This is a genomic window from Candidatus Liberimonas magnetica, assembly GCA_020523885.1.
Taxonomy (GTDB): Bacteria; Elusimicrobiota; Endomicrobiia; order Endomicrobiales; family JAFGIL01; genus Liberimonas; species Liberimonas magnetica.
Genome location: JAJAPY010000009.1, coordinates 47552 through 68932, shown reverse-complemented (window position 1 = coordinate 68932; position 21381 = coordinate 47552). Strand labels below are relative to the sequence as shown.

Genomic DNA, 21381 nt, shown 5'->3' with positions numbered 1-21381 from the left:
ACGAGGAGTTGTATATGAGTAAATTAAAGATACTGTCCGATTCAGATTCAGTACAAGGGAAAAATCAACAAAAAGGAAAGCTTTTTGAGAAGCTTATGGCAGAAGTATTGAAGCATTACGGATATCAGATAGATCGCAATCCTTCTGTGAATTATGCTGGAATGGAAATAGATATTGAGGGCAAACATATTGCAACAGATATCCCTCTTTATGCGGAATGTAAATTCTATGAAAACGAAATAGATTCCCCTAAGATACAGGCATTCTTTGGAAAATATATGGCAAAATGGGGGAAGTGTAAGAAGACTCACGGTATATTTATTGCGATTCCGGGATTAAACAGCCATGCAAAAGGATTCTATCATGAAAGTATAGAACCAAATTCTGAAATTACTTTGAAATTATTTGAAGAAGAACATGTTCTGGATGCAATATTTGATTCAGGCTTAATTGTCGGGGCTGATGTGATTGCACAGAAAATTCCCAAAGAAGTTGGCGAAGCTGGTGATTGGAACATTATTTATTCCGATAAAGGATACTTTTGGCTGCAATATGTTATTAAAGCAGGAGACGTAATCCCAAGATATGTTGCATTATTTGATGGAAAAGGAAATGTGATAGGTAATGCCGCGGATGTAAAATATATTATAGACAATATTCCCGAATTGAAGGATTTTGAAATCCTACCCTTAAGCACACCAATTAATTCATCTCATCAGACGACACAGGATATTGAGGTAATTGTTGAGGTGAGAGGTAGCGATGCATGTTTTGAGTATCAGTTCCCTGCATCGCCTCAGTACTATGTTGGCAGGGAAAATATTCTTAAAGAATTTAATGATTTTACAGCAAAAGTTGTCAATGGCGAGGTCGCATCAAGGGGTGTATATTTTGAAGCAAATTCGGGATGGGGAAAGAGTTCAACTGTGCTCAAATGTGTAGAAAGTCTAACGCAAAACGGGCATATTTCTATTGCTATAGACTCCAGATCTGCTTCATCCTCAAGATTTGTTTTAAATGTGGTAAAGTATGTTATTGAGAGTAAAAGTGTTGTTGATCTAATGAAATCAGAAGACAATACCATCTCGGGATATGATGGGGCATTTAAAATGTTGGAAAAGGTTTCCGATAGACTAAAACCTCAAAATAAGTTATTGGTAATATTTTATGACCAGTTTGAGAACATCTTCTATAAGCAAGAGACATTAAAAAATATTTGTAATTTGTTCTTGAAAATATGTGACAAAAAGTTGAATATAGTCTTTGGGTTTTCATGGAAATCTGATTTAATCGGTTTAACAAGCGAGTTTCCCTTTGAATTACGCGACTCAATATCAAGTCAAAGCCAGTGTATATCCCTTGGTATATTTTCAGAGCAGGAAATTAACTGTTTGTTGGATAAACTTAGTAAGGAAATTAAATCTTCTTTACGCAACGATCTGAAATTTTTTCTTTCTGAATATTCGCAAGGATACCCTTGGTTATTGAAAAAACTATGCGCGCATGTTAAAGCACAGCGTGACAAAGGTATTTCTCAGGCCGACATAGCAACCGGTGTCTTAAACGTTGAGGAATTGTTCAAGGCAGATATGATTGGTTTGAGTTCTAAAGAGGAAAGTGCATTGCGTAGTATCGCAAAATCTGCTCCTATTAGCGTTAACGAAATAGGGGAAGAATTTCGCTTAGAAATTATTCAACCTTTGATAACTAAAAGACTTGTTGTTAAAATCGGACATAAATACGATATTTACTGGGATATATTTAGAGACTATCTAAATTCTGGAAAATTACCTGAGCAGGAAAATTACATTATTAGATCTCCCATACAAAGTGTTTATAAAGTAACAAAAGCATTAACAAGAATGGGTCAACAAAAAATAGAAGCTTTTCAAGGCAATACAGGGTTATCAAAAAGAACATTGTTTAATGTTGCTAAAGACATGGAATTACTTGGTATTTCAAAAATCAAAAATGGATTATTAAGTTTAAATATAGAGATGAAAGATGATAAAGAATTTGACAAATTATTGAGAACATATTTGAATGACAATTTGAAAAGAAACAGATTGATAAATAAAATTCTGCAACAACTTGTAAGTAAAGGGAAATTATCTTTGCAGGAAGTGGCGGCGATATTAGAAGAATCCTGTCCATATATTGCTGCATCTAAAAATACTTGGTTAAGTTATGCCCGTAATTTTATGGGATGGATGGATTCCGCTGACCTTGTTTTAGTAGAAAAAGGCAATATTCTTAAATATGAACATGGGACTCAAATCCGCGAGAATAAATTTGTAATTAGAAAGAGAAGCGGATCATCTATTATTCAATATTCGCCAATGGAAGAGATCCTTTGCAGGATGGTTAATGCAGCGAAAACTGGCGGGAGAATTGATTGGGATGGCCTCGCTAGAAGTACTATATCAAAATCTTTGGCAGTATTAGAAACCATAGGTTTTATTTCGAGAGAAGATAAATCTAAAACGATCAATTTATTCCAGGATGCTTTTATTTTTGTTGGGAATGTTACTGAACGGCCAAGGCTTTTTGCAGAAAAAGCAATACAACATTATCCTATGTTTAAATATTTTATTGAGGTGTTGAATGAAAATGCGAAAATAGAAAATGGCTTAAATTTGAATGATTTAGGAATTAAATTAAAGCAAAAGCTAAATGCCGATTGGGCCATCTCAACAGCAAAAACCAATGCGAAAATATTAATGGATTGGGCGAAACATACGAATTTAGCACCAAATAATTATGCTCTCGATAGAAGAGGAAGACGTAAAAGTGAATGATTTTAGTTGCAGTACTAAATTAATAGAGATTAACTTCAAAGATTAAGGTGTCAATAAATGGTTATTTCGGAATTTAACGAAGCGAACATAGAGCAGATATCGAATGTATTGGGAGATACGGAAAACAATAGACTCCCTGGTAGCCAGATTGGCCGGTATTTGCAGGAAGCAGGAAAACGGTGTCAGTCTTTACTTGCTTTACTAAACTTCACTGCTTGCCCAAGGAAGAAATATAAATCGTAAAAAGGGGCGAAATATGATTGATTTAATATCTTTGATAACCTTATGTAAAACAGTTTTATGTGAAGGAAGTAAATATTATAGGAACTATAGAAAAAAGGAGCTTACGCAAGAAGAAATAGAATTATTAAGAACAGCTGCAAAAAAAGGAGAATTTCGCCTTTAGAATTCGGGGGACACAATACTTAAATAACCATAGATTGAGTCTATTTCTATAAATTGACATGTTCTTAGAGAAACAGTCAATAGATACAATAAGTCAAAAAATAGTAAAGATATAGACGCTTAACTAATAACTTACACTAAAAGGATGTTTATGGGTATTTTACGTGTACATGAAATTGGGGATTTATATAGCTTTGATGCCAATGTTTTTCTACCCAATGATAAGGACAATTCTGATACTGCAGATGTATGTAGCTTTATGCTTATGCTATCTTTAGCATATAATGACTTAAAATATTTATCGCAGATAAATGTATGTATTAATGAAGATAAGCCTATTTCTCCGGGAAAGTGTAATAGACATGCGGGACAATACAGTGGAATGACATGGTATATACGAAAGTTATGGTTCAGTATATTGCGTGAATTAATGGAGAATATATCCAAATCAGAAGCAATCCTCTCACATCCATTATTTGAAGAAGTGCTAAGAAAATTATCAAAGGAAGCTCGTGAAAAATGGAATATGTTCATAGATGTTTCAAAAAATGTACAAAAAAACATTCCTGAATATGATAAATACAAACCTTTGAAGGAATTATGTGAAAGGATGAGGAATCATGTTGCTTCGCACTATGATTTGAATCATGGCAACATGATTAACGGATATAAAAATCATTTTATAAGTCAACCTAAAAGCAGGGCATATATTTCGCGTGGCGACGCGATGGCAGAAAGAAAACCATTTTTTGCTGACTGCATTGTTGCTGGTTATTTTGAATTGTTATTAAAAAAAATTGAAGATACTGATTATCAGGAATTTTATAAAGTCTTGAATCATCCATTATGGGAAATTATCGAAGCTTTCATTCAGGTCAGGGGTGGTTCTTTTCGTAAAGAAATTGATGAGATATAGCAAAGGGAAGTAGAATAAGTCATACGATCCAATATGACGTAATAGGGGGACAAATGTATGCCTAAGTTTAATAAAGACATGAGTATAGAAGAAATCCTGGAGAAATTACAAACAGTTGTTAGTATTACATTTGAGAAAGAAATTGGCGAATACTTTTTTCAATATAAATTACAACAACAATTATTAAGCGAACAGAACGAGCAACAGAAGAAAATACTTTGGCAGCAAAATGAATACAACAAAAAACAACTATCACATTCTATGTGGCTTGTAATTGGGACTTGGGTATTAGCAATTGCCACGTGTGCATTAGCAGTGGTTACACTTTTGTCAAAAAAATGATTAGGTCTTCATCAGGAAGATAGCTGCAATTGACTAGAAATGATTGATAAAATTGAATATTGTATTATTTAGCTAATTTCACTATTTTAAAAAATAACAAATTTGGAGTGCAAGATGATTAGTCGTAAAACAGCAAATGTAATAGCCAAGATTTACACTAGAAAATTTACGTATATTGATAGAATTTACGATTATGGTAATACTGCTACAAAAGAAGTAATTCATAGTGATACTTTTTATGATTATCTTTATGAACTTAATTATGATGCCTGGTTTTGTAATTTAGTAAAATCGCAACATTATAGTATAAGAAAACTCCAGGAATTTCTAATGCAAATTCATACAGGAGAAAGTTTTGCGCAAAATACTCTGAATTGGTCTTGGGAACAGAGGAAAACATTAGGCCAATCTTATCTTAAAAATCTTTCTCGTGATATTAGCATATGGTATAGAAAAACTACGGGATACGAGCACGATAAATTAACGGAATTGCATGATGAAATGATTCGCTGTTTAGAAATGGATGGTTATGTTTTTAAAGATGACGAGCTTTATCAAGAAGAAACTGACATTCTTGATTCTGAAGCAGAAAAAGGATTGTTAGAAAAACTTCATAGTTCTTTAAGCTTGCCAGATATAAAACAGACATTTGAATTTCTAAAAATAGCTGAAGACCATTATGTGGCAGGGCTCTGGTCTGATTGTATTAGCAATGCACGAAAGTTTTTTGAAGCTATATTAGAACAAGTAGCCAGTAAATATGCAGCATCATTTGGTGAAAGTATATCTTTTAAAAGGCCGGTTGAAGTTCGTGAATATCTTGAAAAAAAAGGTTTAGTTGAAAAGAAAGAGAAAGAAACAATTGATAAAATATATGGTCTACTTAGTCATACCGGCTCTCATCCTTATATGGCTGAAAAAGACCAAGCACGTCTTTTAAGGCAGCTTTGTTTGGTAATGATACAGTTCGTTATGCTTCGTCTTGATGGAGCATTAAAAAAGACATAAGGAAATAATGGGATTAAATAATATTGACAAAACAAGAATGCGACATAATCTATCACTACTTCGTTAAGTCGAACGTTCCACGACAGTCTTTTTTCTTCGGTGTCTTTGCGAGGAGCGAAGCGACGTGGCAATCTCCAAAACGTCGAGATTGCTTCGCCTCCGGCTCGCAATGACAAACCTCACTTAACGAAGAAACGGTGCCAGGCATGACTTATGTGACTTATTGTAAAGGATTCGTGGCAGGCGTGCCTAATGATACTTATAAGTTATAAAGAAATAATGTGACCGCATCTTAGACTTTATAAAAAAAGAGAAACCGGGGAGAATATCAGGAAGGGGCAGAAAATAAAATGACACGATACAACAAAAAATCACAGCAGACGGTTGAAAAAGCGATGCATAAATTCAAGCAAGGAAAGCTGACTATCGGAAAAAATGGCCCTAGGGTCAAAAGCAGGAAACAAGCGATAGCAATCGGCCTCTCGGAATCGAGAAGAAAATGAATTTGCGTCAGGACTCCTTCGTCGTTGTAGAACAGTGTCGGACTTGAAATTGCGGAATATCCTGTATGTGAAGGCACAGGGAGAATGTAAGGAATGAGCATCTTAGGTATTTTTGATTCTTTAAAGCACAAAAAACAGAACTCCAATATCATGAAATCTGTGCCTGGCTTCACTAATACAATCAGACAAGGGCAAGGATGCATTGTGTTGAAAAAGTAAAGCCAAAACTTTTGCTAAAGATGGGATTGGAAACAAAGGGCAAGCAGAAATGAACTGTTTTTGATACAATTGAAGGTACTATAAATCAAAGTTGAGGTATAGGTATGAAAGAATACAAGCTTGAAGATATTGTTGCTCAGGGCGAAGCAGTTGATCTTGAATTTAAGTCTGCTCAAGGGCGCGACGGCAGTGGAGAACTTCCTAATAACTTCTGGGAAACATACAGCGCCATGGCCAATACTGACGGCGGCGAAATTTTTCTTGGCATAGAAGAAAAGGAGCCCGGGTCATTAAATGTTTTAGGTATAAAAGATACAAATAAAGTAAAAAAATCCCTGTGGGATACAATTAACGGTAAAAACAAAGTTAATAAAAATATTCTTCAGGATTCCGATGTAGAGGTTATTGTTGTAGATGATAAAGAGATTATTAGGGCTACCATTCCCAGAGCCCGCCGGCAAGACAAGCCGGTGTACCTGGGTACAAACCCGTTAGGCAACACATATGTACGCAGACATGAAGGAGATTACAAAGCTGATGATGAAACCGTAAAGCGTATGCTAGCGGAAAGTATCGAAGATTCCCGTGATGATAAAATATTGGATGGCTTTACTATTGATGACCTTGATAAGGAAACAATCGATGGGTACCGTAACCTATTCTCAGCTGTCAGGCGAGGCAATCCTTGGATAGATTTGCCGGTTGTGGAGTTCCTTGAGAAAATTGGTGCAACAGGCAAAGACAGAAACAGCGGAAAATCAGGGCTTCGTGCGGGCGGGCTTCTCATGTTTGGGAAATACGAAGCTATCCGGGATATATTCCCGAATTATATGGTGGATTATCAAGAGGAGCCGGAGACCACGGCAGGGCCACGCTGGAAAGACCGGCTAGTGCCTGATGGTACCTGGTCGGGTAATCTGTACGATTTTTTTCAAAAGGCATACCGAAAGCTTACCTCTGATTTGAAAATCCCGTTCCAGTTAAAAGAAGGCGTCCGCACTGATGACACTCCTGTTCATGAAGCTGTACGTGAAGCCTTGACTAATACGCTTATCCATGCGGATTTTACGGGTCGTGTTTCGGTACTTGTAGTCAAGCGCCCGGATATGTTCGGGTTCAGAAACCCGGGCCTTATGCGTGTTTCTCTTGAAGAAGCGCTTCGCGGAGGCATCAGCGACTGCAGAAACCGCCGCATTCAGGCTATGTTCCGCTATGTGGGGCTTGGCGATCAGGCAGGCTCCGGCCTCTCAAAGATTTTCCGGAACTGGAAACAGCAGCACTGGCGGGCACCGCTGCTTTCTGAAGATAAGCGGCATGAGTACACCCTGCTTGAACTCAGAATGATAAGCCTGCTTCCCGATGAAAGTGTGCGCATGCTTGACGGCCTTTTTGGGGAACGCTTCCGGCAGCTGCCCGAACTTGGCAGGATTATCCTGGTTACCGCGGCAACGGAAGGCATGGTCAATCATGACAGAGTCAAACAGCTTTCCACAGCCCATCGCAGTGATATAACCGCAATGCTTGCCGCTCTTGTGCAGGAACATATTTTGGTTAAAGAAGGAGAAACCAGGGCAAGTTTTTACAAACTACCAGCTGAAATTCAAAAACAACCTGAAAAATCAGATGATATAAGTATATCTTCATCAATGGACAACTCCCAAGATTTAGCAGGGAACTCCCAAGATTTGGGAAGGAACTCCCCACATTTGAGCGGTAACTCCCCATATTTGGATGGGAACTCACCACATTTGAGCGGGAACTCCCCATATTTGAATGCTTTATTAGCAGAAATCCTTGCATCGTTAGGGTATAAAACAATGCCAGGAAAGGTAAAACAGGCTGATATGCAGGCCATTATCAAGGGGTTGTGCAGAAACAGAGCAGTTTCTTTAAAAGAGCTGAGCCGGCTTCTTAACAGAAACCCGAAAGCTTTGCAAGAGAAGTATTTAACCTCCATGGTTAATGAAGGCGTACTTGAGCTTAAATACCCGACTATTAAGAATCATCCGGATCAGGCGTACAAAACAAAGGGAAAATAAATGAAACAGAAACTTGAACTGACATGGATTGGTAAAGATAACCCTGAGTACGATATCTCAAATATTGAACCACGTATACTTGAAGAAAATCCTAAACTGTCATATGGTGATAAAGATACCAAGAACATGATCATTCATGGCGATAATTTGCTTGCTCTTAAGGCGTTATTAAGACTTAAAAATTTAAAACAATATTTAGCAGTAGATGTAAAATTAAGTAAAGGAGAAAAACCATGGGTAAAGACCAAAAGGCAAGAAAAGAAGTAAAAAAGACAGCAGAGAAAACATTGAAAGAGAAAAGGCTTATAAAAAAAGCAAAAAGAGAAAGCAGATAATTCTACATAATTGGGAAATCGGGGGACACAATACTTATATAAGAGTAGATTTTGACTGTTCCTATCCCGCAAGGGGATACCGATATTTATGGAACGTTAATTTTCGTATCCCGCAAGGGGATACGAAAATTGATAGAACGCTAAGGTTTCTATAAATAGCCAAATTAGATGGAGGGGTTGGATGCCTGAGGAAATTCGGTTGGTGGATGTGGGGCTTATAGACTTGCCTGGGCATGTAAGGCCCCACATGATTCCCGGGGAATCAATACAGTGGGGCAGGTACCATGATGCTGGGAAGGTGGCTGAGCTGGCGCAGGATATGAAAACGATAGGGCAGCTTCAGGATATTGTTGTTTGTAAAAAGGACCCTCCTTCGCACAAGGCTACGGAAGGGCAAGTTCGGTATGAACTTATAGCAGGACAGGGGAGGCTGTTGGCAGCAAAACAGCTCAACTGGCCGCAGATCAGGTGCCTTGTAAGGGAAGGGCTTTCAGAGTATGACAAGGCCCGGATCACTATTTCGGAGAACGATGAGCGTGAGGACTTGCTGCCTGTTGATAGGGGTTTATCATATAAATGGGCTATGGAAGCAGGGGGGAAGACACAGGAAGAACTGGCTGCGGACTTGAAAAAAACGCATGCACATGTAAGCCAATATATTGCTGCTACAGAGCTTTCTGAGCCTGTCCGCGAAATTGTAAATCGATTTACAATTGGTATAGCCCATATCAACCAGATATCAAAACTGACTGATACTGCAATGCAAATCGCTATGATTGAAAGGATTGACAAAGAAGGACTTTCAGTAAAAAACCTTGAAACTCTGGTAAATAAGGCGCTATCAACATCAGGGGACAGGGGGCAAGTGGCGGGTGGCAGGGACAACCTGGGCGAGATAAAGCCGGAAAACAAGAAAATGTATATAAAACCAACAAAAAGCGGGTTTTGTGCTACATTGAAGTTTAACAGGAAGAAGGATGATGCCGAGCAGGCTATAGCCTTTGCCAATGAACTTGTAAAACAGATAAAGGAACAGGTTGAGCTGGCGAAAAAAGAAGAAAAAGATAAAGGGAAAGCAAGAGAAGCCAACGAACGGGCTGCCCAAAAAGCAAGGGAGCTGCAACATAGTTTTGATGAGCTTAAAAGGATGAACCTGCAAAACACTAATACGGAAGCCATGCCGGAACATCCGGCTGATGAAGCATCGGGTAATCCGGTTGGCATGCTTGGGGGAGCTCAGGCAAACGATATCATTAATAACATGCAGCAGGCTTTGTCCATGCCGGGTATAAGCGAGGCTGATGCCACAAGGCTTAAAGAAGGAATACAAAAAATGCAGGAGATGCTGAAAGCAACCCGAAAAGATCGGTAGGCAAGCATATAGCGCAAAGAAATCTGTGCCTGGCTTCGCTAAGTATACTAACTTCTTTATGGCTTTAAACCCTCACCCGTTCACATTTCATTGTCTCTAAATCTTCTGTGGCGCGCCACATAACAAATCGACTATAGTATATACTATCTCATCTGTTTGTCCTGCCTGGATACAGAAATAATGGGGCATTCATCAACAAAAACCACAATGATATATATACATCTAAGTAAAGAATTTTTACATGATTCCACACCAGATATTGATTATGATATATAGATGCATACGAGAATGCTGGAGAACCGGTAAATCATCGTTTTGTTGATGTCAACAAACGATACCAATGCCAAAAGGCGCAAATAACGAGATGAATTAGTTAGCTAAATTACACCCAAATATAGTAAAATACATTAATAAAGGATGAGAAAATGGACGATTTCTATATATTAAAAAATGAAAAAGTAAAAGACATAAAAGATATTCTATTGTGGGCTGATGAGCATGGGAAGCTTACATCGGTTACCATGTTAAAAGCTAATGACGGTTTAAGAAGAATTAAATCAGATAAAAAGTTTAATGAAGTTTTAAAACTCATTAATTCAAAAACGGGATTGTTTTTCCGGATAATTCTAAGAAATAAGATGAATTTATTTCTTTTGCTCTATAACAAAAAAGTAATTAGAGATATGGTAGAAATATTTGTGAGAGGAATTGATGTTGATTCAAAAGAATATTTTATTATGATCTTAATGGAAAACGAATATCTCTCTTTATTGCAGGAGAAATATGTTCTAAAGAAAATCTAGTAAGAAATATAAATAAGAGAACTAGAACTGTGCCAGGTCAGGCTTGACTAAACTCTATATATTGTCGCGATTCGAAGAATAAGTCTTACGATATATTTAATCACAAAAGAGTAAGTAAGGTTAGAGAAGCCGCCAAAATCTCAAAATTCTTTGGGAGGATGAAATGGAAACAAAAATAGCCGTGTTCAAAAACAAAAACATCAGAAAAACAATTCACAATAATGAGTGGTGGTTTGTTGTTGAAGATGTAGTTTTAGCGTTGACCAATACTCACAACCCTAAAGACTATATAAACAAAATGCGTCTTAGAGATGAAGAGCTTTCCAAAGGGTATGGACAAATTGTCCATACCCTTGAAATCCAGACAGGGGGAGGCAGGCAGAAAATGAACTGTGCCAATACAGAAGGCATTTTCAGGATAATCCAGTCAATCCCATCACCCAAAGCTGAACCTTTCAAACGCTGGCTGGCGAAAGTGGGCTATGAACGGGTACAGGAAATAGAGAACCCGGAGCTTGCCACTAAAAGAACCAGAATGCTTTATAAACTCAAGGGTTATCCTGATGATTGGATAGAAAAACGAATGCGCGGTATTGCCGTCCGTGACAAACTCACGGATGAATGGAAAAACCGGAACGTAAAGGAAGAAAGAGAATACTCAATACTTACCGCGGAAATATCGAAAGCAACTTTCGGCATGACTCCAAGCCAGTATGTGAAATTCAAACACCTGAAACGAGAAAACCTGCGCGACCACATGACAGACCTTGAGTTGATATTTACAATGCTAGGCGAAGCTTCCACAACAGATATTGCCCAGACCGAAGATGCGATAGGTTTCGAGCAAAACAAAGATGTTGCAAAAAGAGGCGGCACTGTGGCCGGCAAGGCAAGAGAATATCACGAAAAAGAAACAGGCAAGCGAGTTTCCACAAAAAAAAATTATTTAGGCCTGTCAAAACATGTTAAGCTGTTGAAGTAGCCGGTTAGATAAGCCAAGCACCGTAATCCTTGGATGAATATTCTTTAGCCGCCAGACACAAAGAATTTCATGCCGGTTTCCGGACATAAGATACATATTGGTGTGCCTTGCAAGGCATAGAATACTCATCGGTGGAAGTCCGATACTGGTAATCGCCAGAGAGCCAGATAGCTAAATCCTGATGCACTGGGTGACTGGATGCGTCAAAGCGGATGAAATCTCAGAGGATGAGATGCAAAACAGCAGTCCGTACCATTAAAGGGAATCCTGCAGTGTCGTTAGCTTTAAGAAAGAGAGCCGAGCTGTTCTAATGTAGCGAAGGCGAAATAAGGGGTGAAGAATCTGGAGAAGCAGCCCTGAAGAACTCTTCGGCATATGGGGAGCGGAATGCTGGGAAAGTATTTTATGAAACAAGGGAGAGCTTGACAGGTCGCAAGAAGTAGGCGGAAGTAAGGATATAAGCGAAAGCGAAACTCTGAACGAAGCCTGTCAAGAAGTCGGATGAGGTCATAGTACCGATGATTGAAAAGACAACATAACTTTTCATAGGGAAGGGTCTCTGCTTCAACAAGACATGTAACGGAGGTAAGTGACGGTGCATGCCCTAACAGGCCAACAACACCAGAAAAAAAATCACGAGAACTCCAGCTCACGTTATATCTGTCAGCCAAGAAGAGCCGAGAAACAGGCACTTTGAATGCAACAGAAGAATGTTGTCGGAAAGCCGTATGAGGGAGAACCTCACGTACGGTTTGATGTGGCAGGAGTTGGAAACGGGGCATGGTTACGCTAATGAGGCACTGTCAGACGAAAGGGACAGAAATAGATAGGCATAACCTAAACTACTGCGCCAACTCTTGACCCTACACTTAAAAGGGAAAGAAACAATGATTGCCGCGTCCGATGCGGGTTTGGACGTGGCTGAAGAACAAGTCAATAGATACATTAAGATGCAAAATAGTTAGTGAAGTTAGAGGTGATACCGGATTATGAATATATACAAATACAGATTGTTAAAATCCATTTCCCTATGTATTTTATCATTGATATTTTCATGTTTGGCAGCTGAAATTATATTTAGATTATTTTTTTTAAATAAATTCCCTTCAATTTCTCAACAAAAAACAGATGACAAAACATTGATAGCAGAATTCACTAAGCCGAGCCCTTATCCTAAAATGGTGTATAAGCTTAAACCTGGCATCAATATAGAATGGAAGGGAGTGCGTATTGCTACATCCAAACATGGGAGACGGCGCATTTCTTCCAATAATATTAAAATAAAGAACCCAGATTTTCGTATCGCTGTCTTAGGTGATTCATCACCTTTTGGATGGGGTGTTGAATATAACCAGACATATGCGGAACTTTTAAGAATAATGCTTGAAAAACATTATAATAAAAAAATTGAACTCGGCAATTTCAGTGTGCCTGGATATAACTGCCAACACAATAGAGCCGCTTTTGAAAAGTTTGTTCTACCTTGGGGGCCGGACCTTGTTATACTGCATTACGACCACAACGATCCCGAACCAATAGACACAAAACCTCCAAATTATATCTCACCTGAATATGGGAACAATATTTTAGGCTCCATGATACTGAAATTACTTATTCAAAAATGGCGTCTTCACCAAGTGAAAAAAATGACGACTTTTATGGAGTCTGATCCCACAAACCCTGACAAAGCATACTCGTATTATTATTACTCAGGAAAAACTTATGATACACAATTAAATGAACTAAAGGCCTTAGCTGAAAATGCAAAATTACACAATATACCTGTAATAGCTTTTGTGTTCAATCCATGGATAAAGCGCTACTCAAATTTCATGGATGACCCTCTTTATACTCTTTTTCACCAACCCATAGTAAAAAAGCTTAGTGATTATGGTTACTATGTTATTGACAGTTATCCTGTTTACCAGGAAATAATGGAAAAGAATGGATGGGAAGATATAAGTGCCTTCTGGCTAAGCCAAGATGACGCACATCCTAATAAGGATGGTCATGCCTTTATTGCGGAAACAATTGTAAGATACATGATAGATCGGTGCCAAATCGGTGCCAAGCATGACTTATGTGACTTATTGTGTTCAAAAGGATGATTATTTGAGGAGATTGCGTCAATTTCTATCACTACTTCGTTAAGTGAGGTTTGTCATTGCGAGCCGGAGGCGAAGCAATCTCGGCGTTTTGGAGATTGCCACGTCGCTTCGCTCCTCGCAAAGACACCGAAGAAAAAAGACTGTCGTGGAACGTTCGACTTAACGAAGTAGTGCTATATTTTGACAAAAAAAACCACCGCATGTGCGCGTGGTTTTTTTGTTTTTTGAATACTTTTTTTCAGAAAATAAAAGCGCATTTTTTTGCATCGAATTTTATCATAAAAACGGTTACCAAACGGTTACTATACCATGTTCCTTTCCTGTCTTTTCTTGTCCTCTCTTGTCCCCAATTGTCCAAACATTAAAATATTTATTTCCGTCTAAAAATTGACTTTTTTTTGCTTTTTATATATACTTTCGTGAATTATGGTGCGGTACCCAAGTGGCTAAGGGAGAGGTCTGCAAAACCTTTAGCTAAAACTTTAACCCATATCTATATTTCACTGTAATTTCAATCACTTTTTAACCACGCAAATCAAGTCAAAAACCTCATTTGTGCCTAATTTGTGCCTTCTCTTTGCATCATTAATAACACTTCTCTATTTTTTCAAATGGATAATTTTAAGTTAGTACAATCAAGAGATATCCTAAAAAATATTTTTTTGGGGGCTATTGACAATACAACCTATAAGCTGTATAATATTATTACAAAAGGAGCTATATGTATAAGATTAGATTCTACCGAAACGAGCGCGGCAATATACCTGTTATGGATTTTTTGGAAGGATTAACGCAAGAAGTAAGAGCTAAACTATACAAGCGAATGGAGCTATTACAACAGCAAGGAACGATGTTAAGGCGGCCTTATGCTGATAAGCTGAAAGACAAGATTTATGAGCTTCGTGCTTCATTCGGGAGACTGGAAATAAGATTACTTTACTTTTATTCCGGCAGAGAGATAATCATTACGCATGGATTCTTTAAGAAAACAAACCATGTGCCTGAGGAAGAGATACAGACAGCTAAAAATCATATGCAGAATTTTTATAAACTAGAAGGGAGGATTTTACCATGAAAACATCAGTGTCATTTGACGAAATTAAAAAAGAAGCATTAAAGAATCCAGAATTCAAGAAAGCCTTTGATAAAGCACATACAAGGGCTTTAATTGCCGTTCAGATTGAAGGATTAAGGAAAAGGTATCGCTTAACCCAGAGACAGATGGCAAAAAAACTTAAAATTACACAGCAGACTGTTTCAAAAATAGAGCGGCATGATAATAACGTAACCATAGGAACGTTAGAAAAAATAGCTTCTATGTTTCATAAACAGTTAGTAGTAGAATTCCGTTAATCTTTAATATTTTTTTTAACACATTTCTAATACTCCCAATCCTGATTTGTGCCTAATATTTATAAAAGTTTAATATACAAAAAACTATTTTAATTGTATCACATTTTACGAAATGCCATATTTGGGCATAATATATGTTATACCAAGGTACAATTGAGCCTTTTCTTGAAATTCCCTATAATATGAAATATAGCGGGCAAAAGATTTCTGCCGCTTGTTTTTTTAAAATAGGAGAGTATACAAATGAAATGTTTAAAAATATTCTATTTGCTTGTTTTATTACCGTCTTGCTTATTCGCCCAGCCTAAAGTTTCATTGTCAAAAGCTTATTGGGATACTGGAAAGATAATTAAGGGGACTGTGATCAATGAAACTCTCTCGGTACGCAACATAGGAACTGGAAATTTAGAAGTATCAGCCAGAAGTTCATGCCCGTGCATCTCAATAACCCCGGCAAAAGCCGTAATAAAACAAAACCAAAAATGTGATTTCAAGATATCCTTAGACCCAAAAGAGCTTTCTCCGGGCAAAAAAAGTGAATATATTTTCATTGATAGTAACGACCCTGACAATGCTTCCATAACATGGCTTATTGAAGGCGAAGTGGTAGCTAACAGTGAACAGTTACCAGTTACCGGTGACCAGGGAACAGGACCCAAGACTCAAGACTCAGGACTCACGACCCAAGACTCGATACTCATGGTCCAGAACTCAGTAATCGAAATAGAGCTGTACGCCACTCCTGGTTGTTCATACTGCAAAAAACTAAAAGGAAAGATACTGCCGGAACTCGCGCAAAAATATAATCTAAAGTTTGATATAAAAAACTACCTGCTTAATGTTAAAGAAAATTATGAAAGGTTCGTTCTTGTGGAAAACAGACTAAACAGTAAAGGAAATAAGCTTCCTGCGATAGTCGTCGGGGGCGAGATATTCGGCGGGCAGGAAAAGATAGAAGGCGGGTTTGAAAAGTATGTGTCGGCATTAAAAAATAATCCGGCACAAGCAAAGCAGGATTTGTTCACGCCGGATGATAAAATAGTAAAACAGGAAACAACTGAAAGGATGAAATCCTTGAAGGTCTTCCCGATAGTAGCCGCCGCCCTTATAGACGGGATAAACCCGTGTGCCTTTGCAGGAATAATATTTCTTGTGGCATACTTAAGCCTGATACAAAAGAAAGCTTTCTATGAAGTCTTCTGGACCGGGATGATGTATATCTTAGGGATTTTTATTGTTTACTTTTTGATAGGGGTAGGCCTTGCAAAGGTCTTTGTCGCCCTTAACGCCATAAAATACGTTGCTAAAATATTGTATATTATCATGGGCTGCGGCACTTTGGTATTGTCATTCTTAAGCTTTAAGGATTACTTTTCGCTTAAAGGGGCTGAGCTTGGGAAAGAGGCTAATGTCACGCTTCAGCTTCCTATGTGGATGAAGGTAAAGATGCACGATTTTATACATAAATACGCTGATGTGCGATACTTGATACCATTCGGTTTTATTCTTGGCATAGTGGTCTCCTTCATGGAGTTTTTCTGCACTGGGCAGATCTATCTGCCTACGATAATGTATATGGTAAGCGTACCGGAGATGATAGGAAAAGCTGTATTTTATCTTACCATCTATTCATTTGTTTTCATTCTGCCTCTTGTATTCATATTCGTAGGGGTGCTGATCAGTTCAAGATCAGGCAGAATGCAGGCTTTGGGCAGAAAACAAGTAAGGGCAGTTAAGCTTTTAACAGGAGTTTTGTTCCTGGTTTTATCGGTTTTAATGTTCGTTTTTGCTTAGGCTGAGAACCGCGATCAAATATGCATTCGGCAGAAAGATCATAAGATTACGTCGGAAATCATATCCCAAAAAACAAATGCAGCTTGACCAATTATTCTAATAGTAGTACAATAAAACCGGAGCTATGGAAGGGTAAAGAATCCTATATACTAATCTAAAAAATATCTACCTTACACCAACACTTTAATTACTCCAAAACGATCGAAAAGAAAGCCGCGTATTTATAACCAACCCATACTTGACATAATTCTTAAAGGGAGAAAGCATGTCTAAATCAACAAAAAAACTAAAAGTAGAGAAGTTTGAGTTGCTAAAGTGTCCGACCGGTATTCAGGGTGTGGATGAGATTACATTTGGCGGATTGCCTCGAGAACGGACTACGCTTGTGTGCGGTAACGCGGGGTGCGGGAAGACGCTATTTGCGATGGAATTTCTTACCCGCGGAACAAATGAGTTTAACGAGCCGGGTGTCTATATGTCATTTGAAGAAAATGCCGAAGAATTGACAAAGAATTTTTCTTCACTCGGATTTGAATTAAATAATCTTATAAAACACAAAAAATTGATCATTGATCATGTTTTCATTGAACGCAGTGAAATCGAGGAAGCAGGCGAGTATGATCTTGAAGGATTATTTGTAAGGCTGGGGCATGCGATCGATTCTATAGGCGCAAAACGGGTAGTGCTGGATACCATTGAAGCGCTCTTTACGGGATTAAACAATGAAAATGTCCTGAGAGCAGAACTAAGAAGGCTTTTCCGGTGGCTTAAGACGAAAGGTGTTACATCAATAATAACGGGCGAACGCGGCGATAAGAGCCTGACAAGATACGGCCTTGAGGAATATGTCGCCGATTGCGTTATTCTCCTGGACCATAGAGTAAATGAGCAGATCTCGACCAGGCGGTTTAAAATAATCAAATATCGCGGCTCAATACACGGGAGCAACGAATACCCGTTTTTGATCGACAAAAAAGGCCTATCAGTACTTCCTGTCACTTCATTAGGATTAGACTACCCTGTATCTTCTGAAAGAATTTCTTCCGGGATAAAAGACCTTGATGGTATGCTTGATAATAAAGGATATTATCGCGGCAGCGCCATTCTCGTTTCCGGCGGTTCAGGAACAGGAAAAACAAGTTTTGTCTCTCATTTCGCTGATTCGGTATGCAGCCGTGGAAAGAAATGCATCTTCTTTGCTTTTGAAGAGTCAGAAAATCAGATCATCCGAGATATGGGCAATATAGGTATCAACCTTAAAAAATGGGCAGATAAAGGCCTTTTAAGGATTTCGGCCTCTCGCCCCGCTCTTTACGGGCTGGAAAGGCACCTTGTGAATGCACACAATATGATAAATGAATTCAAGCCCAATGTTGTAGTGTTCGATCCAATATCTAATTTAATTACTTCAGGTACGCTCATCGAAGCGCAAGCAATGTTGACCCGGCTCATCGATTTTTTGAAGGCTTCTCAAATAACCCTTCTCATGACAGACCTGTTCACCATTGGGGATAGAGCCGAACAGACAGAAATAAATATCTCTTCTCTATGTGATTCCTGGATCAAACTGCTGAATATTGAAAGAGGCAATGAGCGCACCCGGATCATAAGCATCCTGAAATCACGCGGCATGCATCACTCTAATCAGATAAGGGAATTCTTTATAACTAATAACGGTGTGCAGATAAATAATGGCCTAAAAACCAAAAAGGCGGGCTAAAATGGCCAAACAAAAAGAAAGATGGATGTTAAGGTTGTATATTGCCGGCCAGACAGTTAAATCAATGGCGGCATTTGCTAATATAAAGAAAATATGCGAGGACCATCTCAAAGGAAAGTATTCAATTAAGATAATTGATATATTGGCCAATCCCAGGCTTGCTAAAGGGGATCAGATACTGGCTATCCCAACGCTTGTAAAGCGGTTACCTCCTCCCTTAAGAAAGATCATAGGCGATTTCTCTAACACACAAAAAGTTCTTATAGGCTTAGATATAGTGCCGAAAACTTAGAATGTACTAGTTGCAAGGAATTATTAATATGCAAAAAAATAGTATAAAAAACTCTCTCGAACAGAAGACTGAAAAAAAACAAAAAGAAAAATATGTGCTAAAGCTTTTTGTGTCCGGATTAACTCCAAAATCTCAAAAGGCAATAGCGAATATAAAGAAACTGTGCCGTGAATGCCTGGAAGGACGGCATGATCTTGAGATAATCGATATTTATCAGAATCCAAAATTAGCCAAAGACTGGCATATTATTGCAGCACCTACCTTAATTAAGGAGTTTCCTGAGCCTTCGCGAAGATTTATCGGAGATATGTCAAATATCGAAAAGCTTCTTGTGGGCCTGGGTTTAGCGCCAAAAGAAAAGAATAAGACACTCGGAAATGAGAGCAGAAAAGAAATCACTGCCGGAACATTAAAGGAAAACGAGAAGCTGAGCCTTAGGCTCAGTGAAGTGGAAGAAACTCTAAATGCCATACGAAAAGGTAATGTTGATGCGCTTGTGGTAACCGGGCATAAAGGCGAAAAAGTCTTTACTTTTAAAGGCGCTGATTATGCCTATCGCATCCTTGTAGAAACCATGAATGAAGGCGCAGCTACACTTACTTCCGATGGTACAGTGATGTATTGTAATAAGCGCTTGTCACAAATGCTTGGGGTTCCGATTAAAAGAATTACCGGCAACTCGATAAAAGAATTTATTCAACCGCAAGATCTTGCCAAATATAACTCAATAATAGCACAAGGGTTGTTGGGTTCAAGCAGCGGAGAAGTTACGGTCAGGAGAAAAGATGAAACAATCTTATCTATGCATATCTCTTGCAGCCCTCTGAAAATAGATAATGCCGGGGTCTGTATAGTTTTTACAGACATTACTTTGATAAAGCAGAAAGAGTTAATGATCAACACACAGCGCGAGGAGCTTTTACACGTTACCAGGGTGGGGAAACTTGCTGAATTTGTCTCGTCTCTGGCTCATGAGATAAGCCAGCCTCTTACGTCCATCCTTTCCTACGCCCAGGCTGCCAAACGTATGCTTGCCGGCAAGGCCACCGAATTAGAGAAAATACTGTCATATATTATTGATGATGACCAGCGGGCAAGTGAGGTTATCCAGCGATTACGGTCACTATTGAAGAAGGGCAGGCCTGAAATAAAACCTCTTGATGTAAATACTCTTATTAATGAGACTATGATCCTTAGCTCAACTGATGCTATTGTAAGGAACACTTTAATAAAACTTCAGCTGGAGAGCGGCCTTCCTCTTGTCCAGGGCGACAGGATACAACTGCAACAGGTCCTACTGAACCTTATAAGCAATAGCTTTGATGCCATGGAGGACAATAAAGGCCCTCGAGAAATAGCGATCCGCACATCGCAAAAGGTACTGAAAGGCACTGATGCGATCATGGTGGCGGTAAAGGATTCCGGAAGCGGGATCACTGCGCAAAATATGCCTAAGCTCTTTACTCACTTTTTCACCAGCAAACCGGATGGGTTGGGCATGGGGTTGTCTATCAGCCGTTCCATTATCGAGGCGCATGGCGGACGATTATATGCAGAAAATAATCCTGAACGCGGTGTAACGTTCTATTTCACCATTCCAGTTAAGACAAAGGATTCTCGATGATTAAACCTATCATCTATGTTGTTGACGATAATACTTCTGTGTGCAGAGCCCTATCCTTATTGTTAAAATCACATGGGTTTGCGGTTGAGACATTTACCTGTGCAGCCGATTTTTTAGCTTTTAAACATTTTAAATTGCCGTCGTGCCTGGTAAGCGACATACAAATGCCGGATATGAGCGGGCTTGACCTTCAAGAGGCAATGACACTTCGAGAGCTTGCTATACCCATTGTTTTTATAACCGGACACGGGAATATCCCGATGAGCGTGAAAGGCATGAAGGCAGGAGCTGTTGATTTTCTTCCCAAACCCTTTACCGAGAAGAAACTGCTTGGCGCCGTGACGCTTGCAATTTCAAAAAGCAAAATTCTAAACAAAGAATTCGCCGAAATATCAAAAATTAAGCAACGCATCAAAACCTTGTCCCCGCGGGAACTGGAAGTTTTTCATTTGGTAACCAAGGGGATGCTGAGCAAACAGATCGCCTACAAGAGGGGGACTTCCCTTCAGACAATAAAAGTCCACCGCGGCAGAGTCATGCAGAAGATGCAGGCTACAACCGTAACAGAACTTATCCACTTCGCCCAAAAAGCAGGCATTATTTCTTCCAAAAGTTAGCACTCTGATCACATTTCATTAATTCACTTTAAGTATCTATTCACTCCTATATTGTTTACAAACCAACCTTGCCATAACTCTGTTATACCCAGGTACAATTGAGTGCTTACTGATATTTACATAAGATATATTTATAGTGATAACAGAATGA

18 protein-coding genes and 1 pseudogene are annotated in these 21381 nt (G+C 38.7%); all 19 read left to right on the top strand.

From position 1 onward, the window contains the following. Positions 1 to 14: 14 nt before the first annotated feature. The 19 genes and pseudogenes from LHV68_08650 to LHV68_08560 all read left to right on the top strand — a co-directional run bounded on the left by LHV68_08650 (position 15) and on the right by LHV68_08560 (position 21230). Positions 15 to 2798, top strand: coding sequence for a restriction endonuclease (locus LHV68_08650; protein MCB4791942.1), 2784 nt, complete (start codon positions 15 to 17; stop codon positions 2796 to 2798). Positions 2799 to 3054: 256 nt separating this feature from the next. Then, positions 3055 to 3204, top strand: a complete 150-nt coding sequence (locus LHV68_08645) for a hypothetical protein (protein ID MCB4791941.1) — start codon at positions 3055 to 3057, stop codon at positions 3202 to 3204. A gap of 150 nt (positions 3205 to 3354) precedes the next feature. Further along, entirely contained in the window at positions 3355 to 4119 is a 765-nt protein-coding gene (locus tag LHV68_08640) for a hypothetical protein (GenBank protein MCB4791940.1), read from the top strand. 57 nt (positions 4120 to 4176) lie between these two features. Then, complete coding sequence (locus LHV68_08635; GenBank protein MCB4791939.1) at positions 4177 to 4461, top strand: hypothetical protein; 285 nt, start codon at positions 4177 to 4179, stop codon at positions 4459 to 4461. 114 nt (positions 4462 to 4575) lie between these two features. Continuing rightward, a complete protein-coding gene (locus tag LHV68_08630; GenBank protein MCB4791938.1) occupies positions 4576 to 5469 on the top strand; it encodes a hypothetical protein in 894 nt (297 codons plus the stop codon). Positions 5470 to 5819: 350 nt separating this feature from the next. Next, complete coding sequence (locus LHV68_08625) at positions 5820 to 5972, top strand: DUF6496 domain-containing protein (protein MCB4791937.1); 153 nt, start codon at positions 5820 to 5822, stop codon at positions 5970 to 5972. 323 nt (positions 5973 to 6295) lie between these two features. Then, positions 6296 to 8230, top strand: a complete 1935-nt coding sequence (locus LHV68_08620; GenBank protein MCB4791936.1) for a putative DNA binding domain-containing protein — start codon at positions 6296 to 6298, stop codon at positions 8228 to 8230. Continuing rightward, a pseudogene (locus LHV68_08615) lies at positions 8231 to 8398 on the top strand (site-specific DNA-methyltransferase). Between the two features lie 348 nt (positions 8399 to 8746). Then, the gene (locus LHV68_08610) at positions 8747 to 9937 is read left to right on the top strand and encodes a ParB/RepB/Spo0J family partition protein (GenBank protein MCB4791935.1); all 1191 of its coding nucleotides are present in this window, start codon (positions 8747 to 8749) and stop codon (positions 9935 to 9937) included. Between the two features lie 425 nt (positions 9938 to 10362). Beyond that, positions 10363 to 10740 (top strand): hypothetical protein, encoded by a 378-nt coding sequence (locus tag LHV68_08605; protein MCB4791934.1) that lies wholly within the window; start codon positions 10363 to 10365, stop codon positions 10738 to 10740. Between the two features lie 163 nt (positions 10741 to 10903). Further along, positions 10904 to 11722 (top strand): Bro-N domain-containing protein, encoded by an 819-nt coding sequence (locus LHV68_08600; protein ID MCB4791933.1) that lies wholly within the window; start codon positions 10904 to 10906, stop codon positions 11720 to 11722. Positions 11723 to 12711: 989 nt separating this feature from the next. Beyond that, the gene (locus tag LHV68_08595) at positions 12712 to 13830 is read left to right on the top strand and encodes an SGNH/GDSL hydrolase family protein (GenBank protein MCB4791932.1); all 1119 of its coding nucleotides are present in this window, start codon (positions 12712 to 12714) and stop codon (positions 13828 to 13830) included. A 721-nt stretch (positions 13831 to 14551) separates the two neighbouring features. Further along, a complete protein-coding gene (locus LHV68_08590; GenBank protein ID MCB4791931.1) occupies positions 14552 to 14905 on the top strand; it encodes a type II toxin-antitoxin system RelE/ParE family toxin in 354 nt (117 codons plus the stop codon). Beyond that, on the top strand, positions 14902 to 15183 hold the full coding sequence (locus LHV68_08585) for a helix-turn-helix domain-containing protein (GenBank protein MCB4791930.1): 282 nt from the start codon (positions 14902 to 14904) through the stop codon (positions 15181 to 15183). The genes LHV68_08590 and LHV68_08585 overlap by 4 nt, the downstream gene beginning before the upstream one ends. A 243-nt stretch (positions 15184 to 15426) precedes the next feature. Next, the gene (locus LHV68_08580) at positions 15427 to 16977 is read left to right on the top strand and encodes a DUF1573 domain-containing protein (GenBank protein ID MCB4791929.1); all 1551 of its coding nucleotides are present in this window, start codon (positions 15427 to 15429) and stop codon (positions 16975 to 16977) included. Between the two features lie 265 nt (positions 16978 to 17242). After that, positions 17243 to 18697: a circadian clock protein KaiC gene (kaiC, locus tag LHV68_08575; protein MCB4791928.1), complete on the top strand. Its 1455-nt coding sequence runs from the start codon at positions 17243 to 17245 to the stop codon at positions 18695 to 18697. A gap of 1 nt (position 18698) precedes the next feature. Next, positions 18699 to 18989, top strand: a complete 291-nt coding sequence (kaiB, locus tag LHV68_08570) for a circadian clock protein KaiB (GenBank protein MCB4791927.1) — start codon at positions 18699 to 18701, stop codon at positions 18987 to 18989. Between the two features lie 28 nt (positions 18990 to 19017). Next, positions 19018 to 20613: a PAS domain-containing protein gene (locus LHV68_08565; protein ID MCB4791926.1), complete on the top strand. Its 1596-nt coding sequence runs from the start codon at positions 19018 to 19020 to the stop codon at positions 20611 to 20613. Next, positions 20610 to 21230: a response regulator gene (locus LHV68_08560; protein ID MCB4791925.1), complete on the top strand. Its 621-nt coding sequence runs from the start codon at positions 20610 to 20612 to the stop codon at positions 21228 to 21230. Before LHV68_08565 ends, LHV68_08560 begins: the two co-directional genes overlap by 4 nt. The last annotated feature ends 151 nt before the right edge of the window (positions 21231 to 21381 follow it).

Bases quoted from the DNA above. Each gene is read 5' to 3' on its own strand.
- LHV68_08650 (MCB4791942.1), top strand. From the start codon at position 15: ATGAGTAAATTAAAGATACTGTCCGATTCAGATTCAGTACAAGGGAAA.
- LHV68_08645 (MCB4791941.1), top strand. From the start codon at position 3,055: ATGATTGATTTAATATCTTTGATAACCTTATGTAAAACAGTTTTATGT.
- LHV68_08640 (MCB4791940.1), top strand. From the start codon at position 3,355: ATGGGTATTTTACGTGTACATGAAATTGGGGATTTATATAGCTTTGAT.
- LHV68_08635 (MCB4791939.1), top strand. From the start codon at position 4,177: ATGCCTAAGTTTAATAAAGACATGAGTATAGAAGAAATCCTGGAGAAA.
- LHV68_08630 (MCB4791938.1), top strand. From the start codon at position 4,576: ATGATTAGTCGTAAAACAGCAAATGTAATAGCCAAGATTTACACTAGA.
- LHV68_08625 (MCB4791937.1), top strand. From the start codon at position 5,820: ATGACACGATACAACAAAAAATCACAGCAGACGGTTGAAAAAGCGATG.
- LHV68_08620 (MCB4791936.1), top strand. From the start codon at position 6,296: ATGAAAGAATACAAGCTTGAAGATATTGTTGCTCAGGGCGAAGCAGTT.
- LHV68_08610 (MCB4791935.1), top strand. From the start codon at position 8,747: ATGCCTGAGGAAATTCGGTTGGTGGATGTGGGGCTTATAGACTTGCCT.
- LHV68_08605 (MCB4791934.1), top strand. From the start codon at position 10,363: ATGGACGATTTCTATATATTAAAAAATGAAAAAGTAAAAGACATAAAA.
- LHV68_08600 (MCB4791933.1), top strand. From the start codon at position 10,904: ATGGAAACAAAAATAGCCGTGTTCAAAAACAAAAACATCAGAAAAACA.
- LHV68_08595 (MCB4791932.1), top strand. From the start codon at position 12,712: ATGAATATATACAAATACAGATTGTTAAAATCCATTTCCCTATGTATT.
- LHV68_08590 (MCB4791931.1), top strand. From the start codon at position 14,552: ATGTATAAGATTAGATTCTACCGAAACGAGCGCGGCAATATACCTGTT.
- LHV68_08585 (MCB4791930.1), top strand. From the start codon at position 14,902: ATGAAAACATCAGTGTCATTTGACGAAATTAAAAAAGAAGCATTAAAG.
- LHV68_08580 (MCB4791929.1), top strand. From the start codon at position 15,427: ATGAAATGTTTAAAAATATTCTATTTGCTTGTTTTATTACCGTCTTGC.
- kaiC (MCB4791928.1), top strand. From the start codon at position 17,243: ATGTCTAAATCAACAAAAAAACTAAAAGTAGAGAAGTTTGAGTTGCTA.
- kaiB (MCB4791927.1), top strand. From the start codon at position 18,699: ATGGCCAAACAAAAAGAAAGATGGATGTTAAGGTTGTATATTGCCGGC.
- LHV68_08565 (MCB4791926.1), top strand. From the start codon at position 19,018: ATGCAAAAAAATAGTATAAAAAACTCTCTCGAACAGAAGACTGAAAAA.
- LHV68_08560 (MCB4791925.1), top strand. From the start codon at position 20,610: ATGATTAAACCTATCATCTATGTTGTTGACGATAATACTTCTGTGTGC.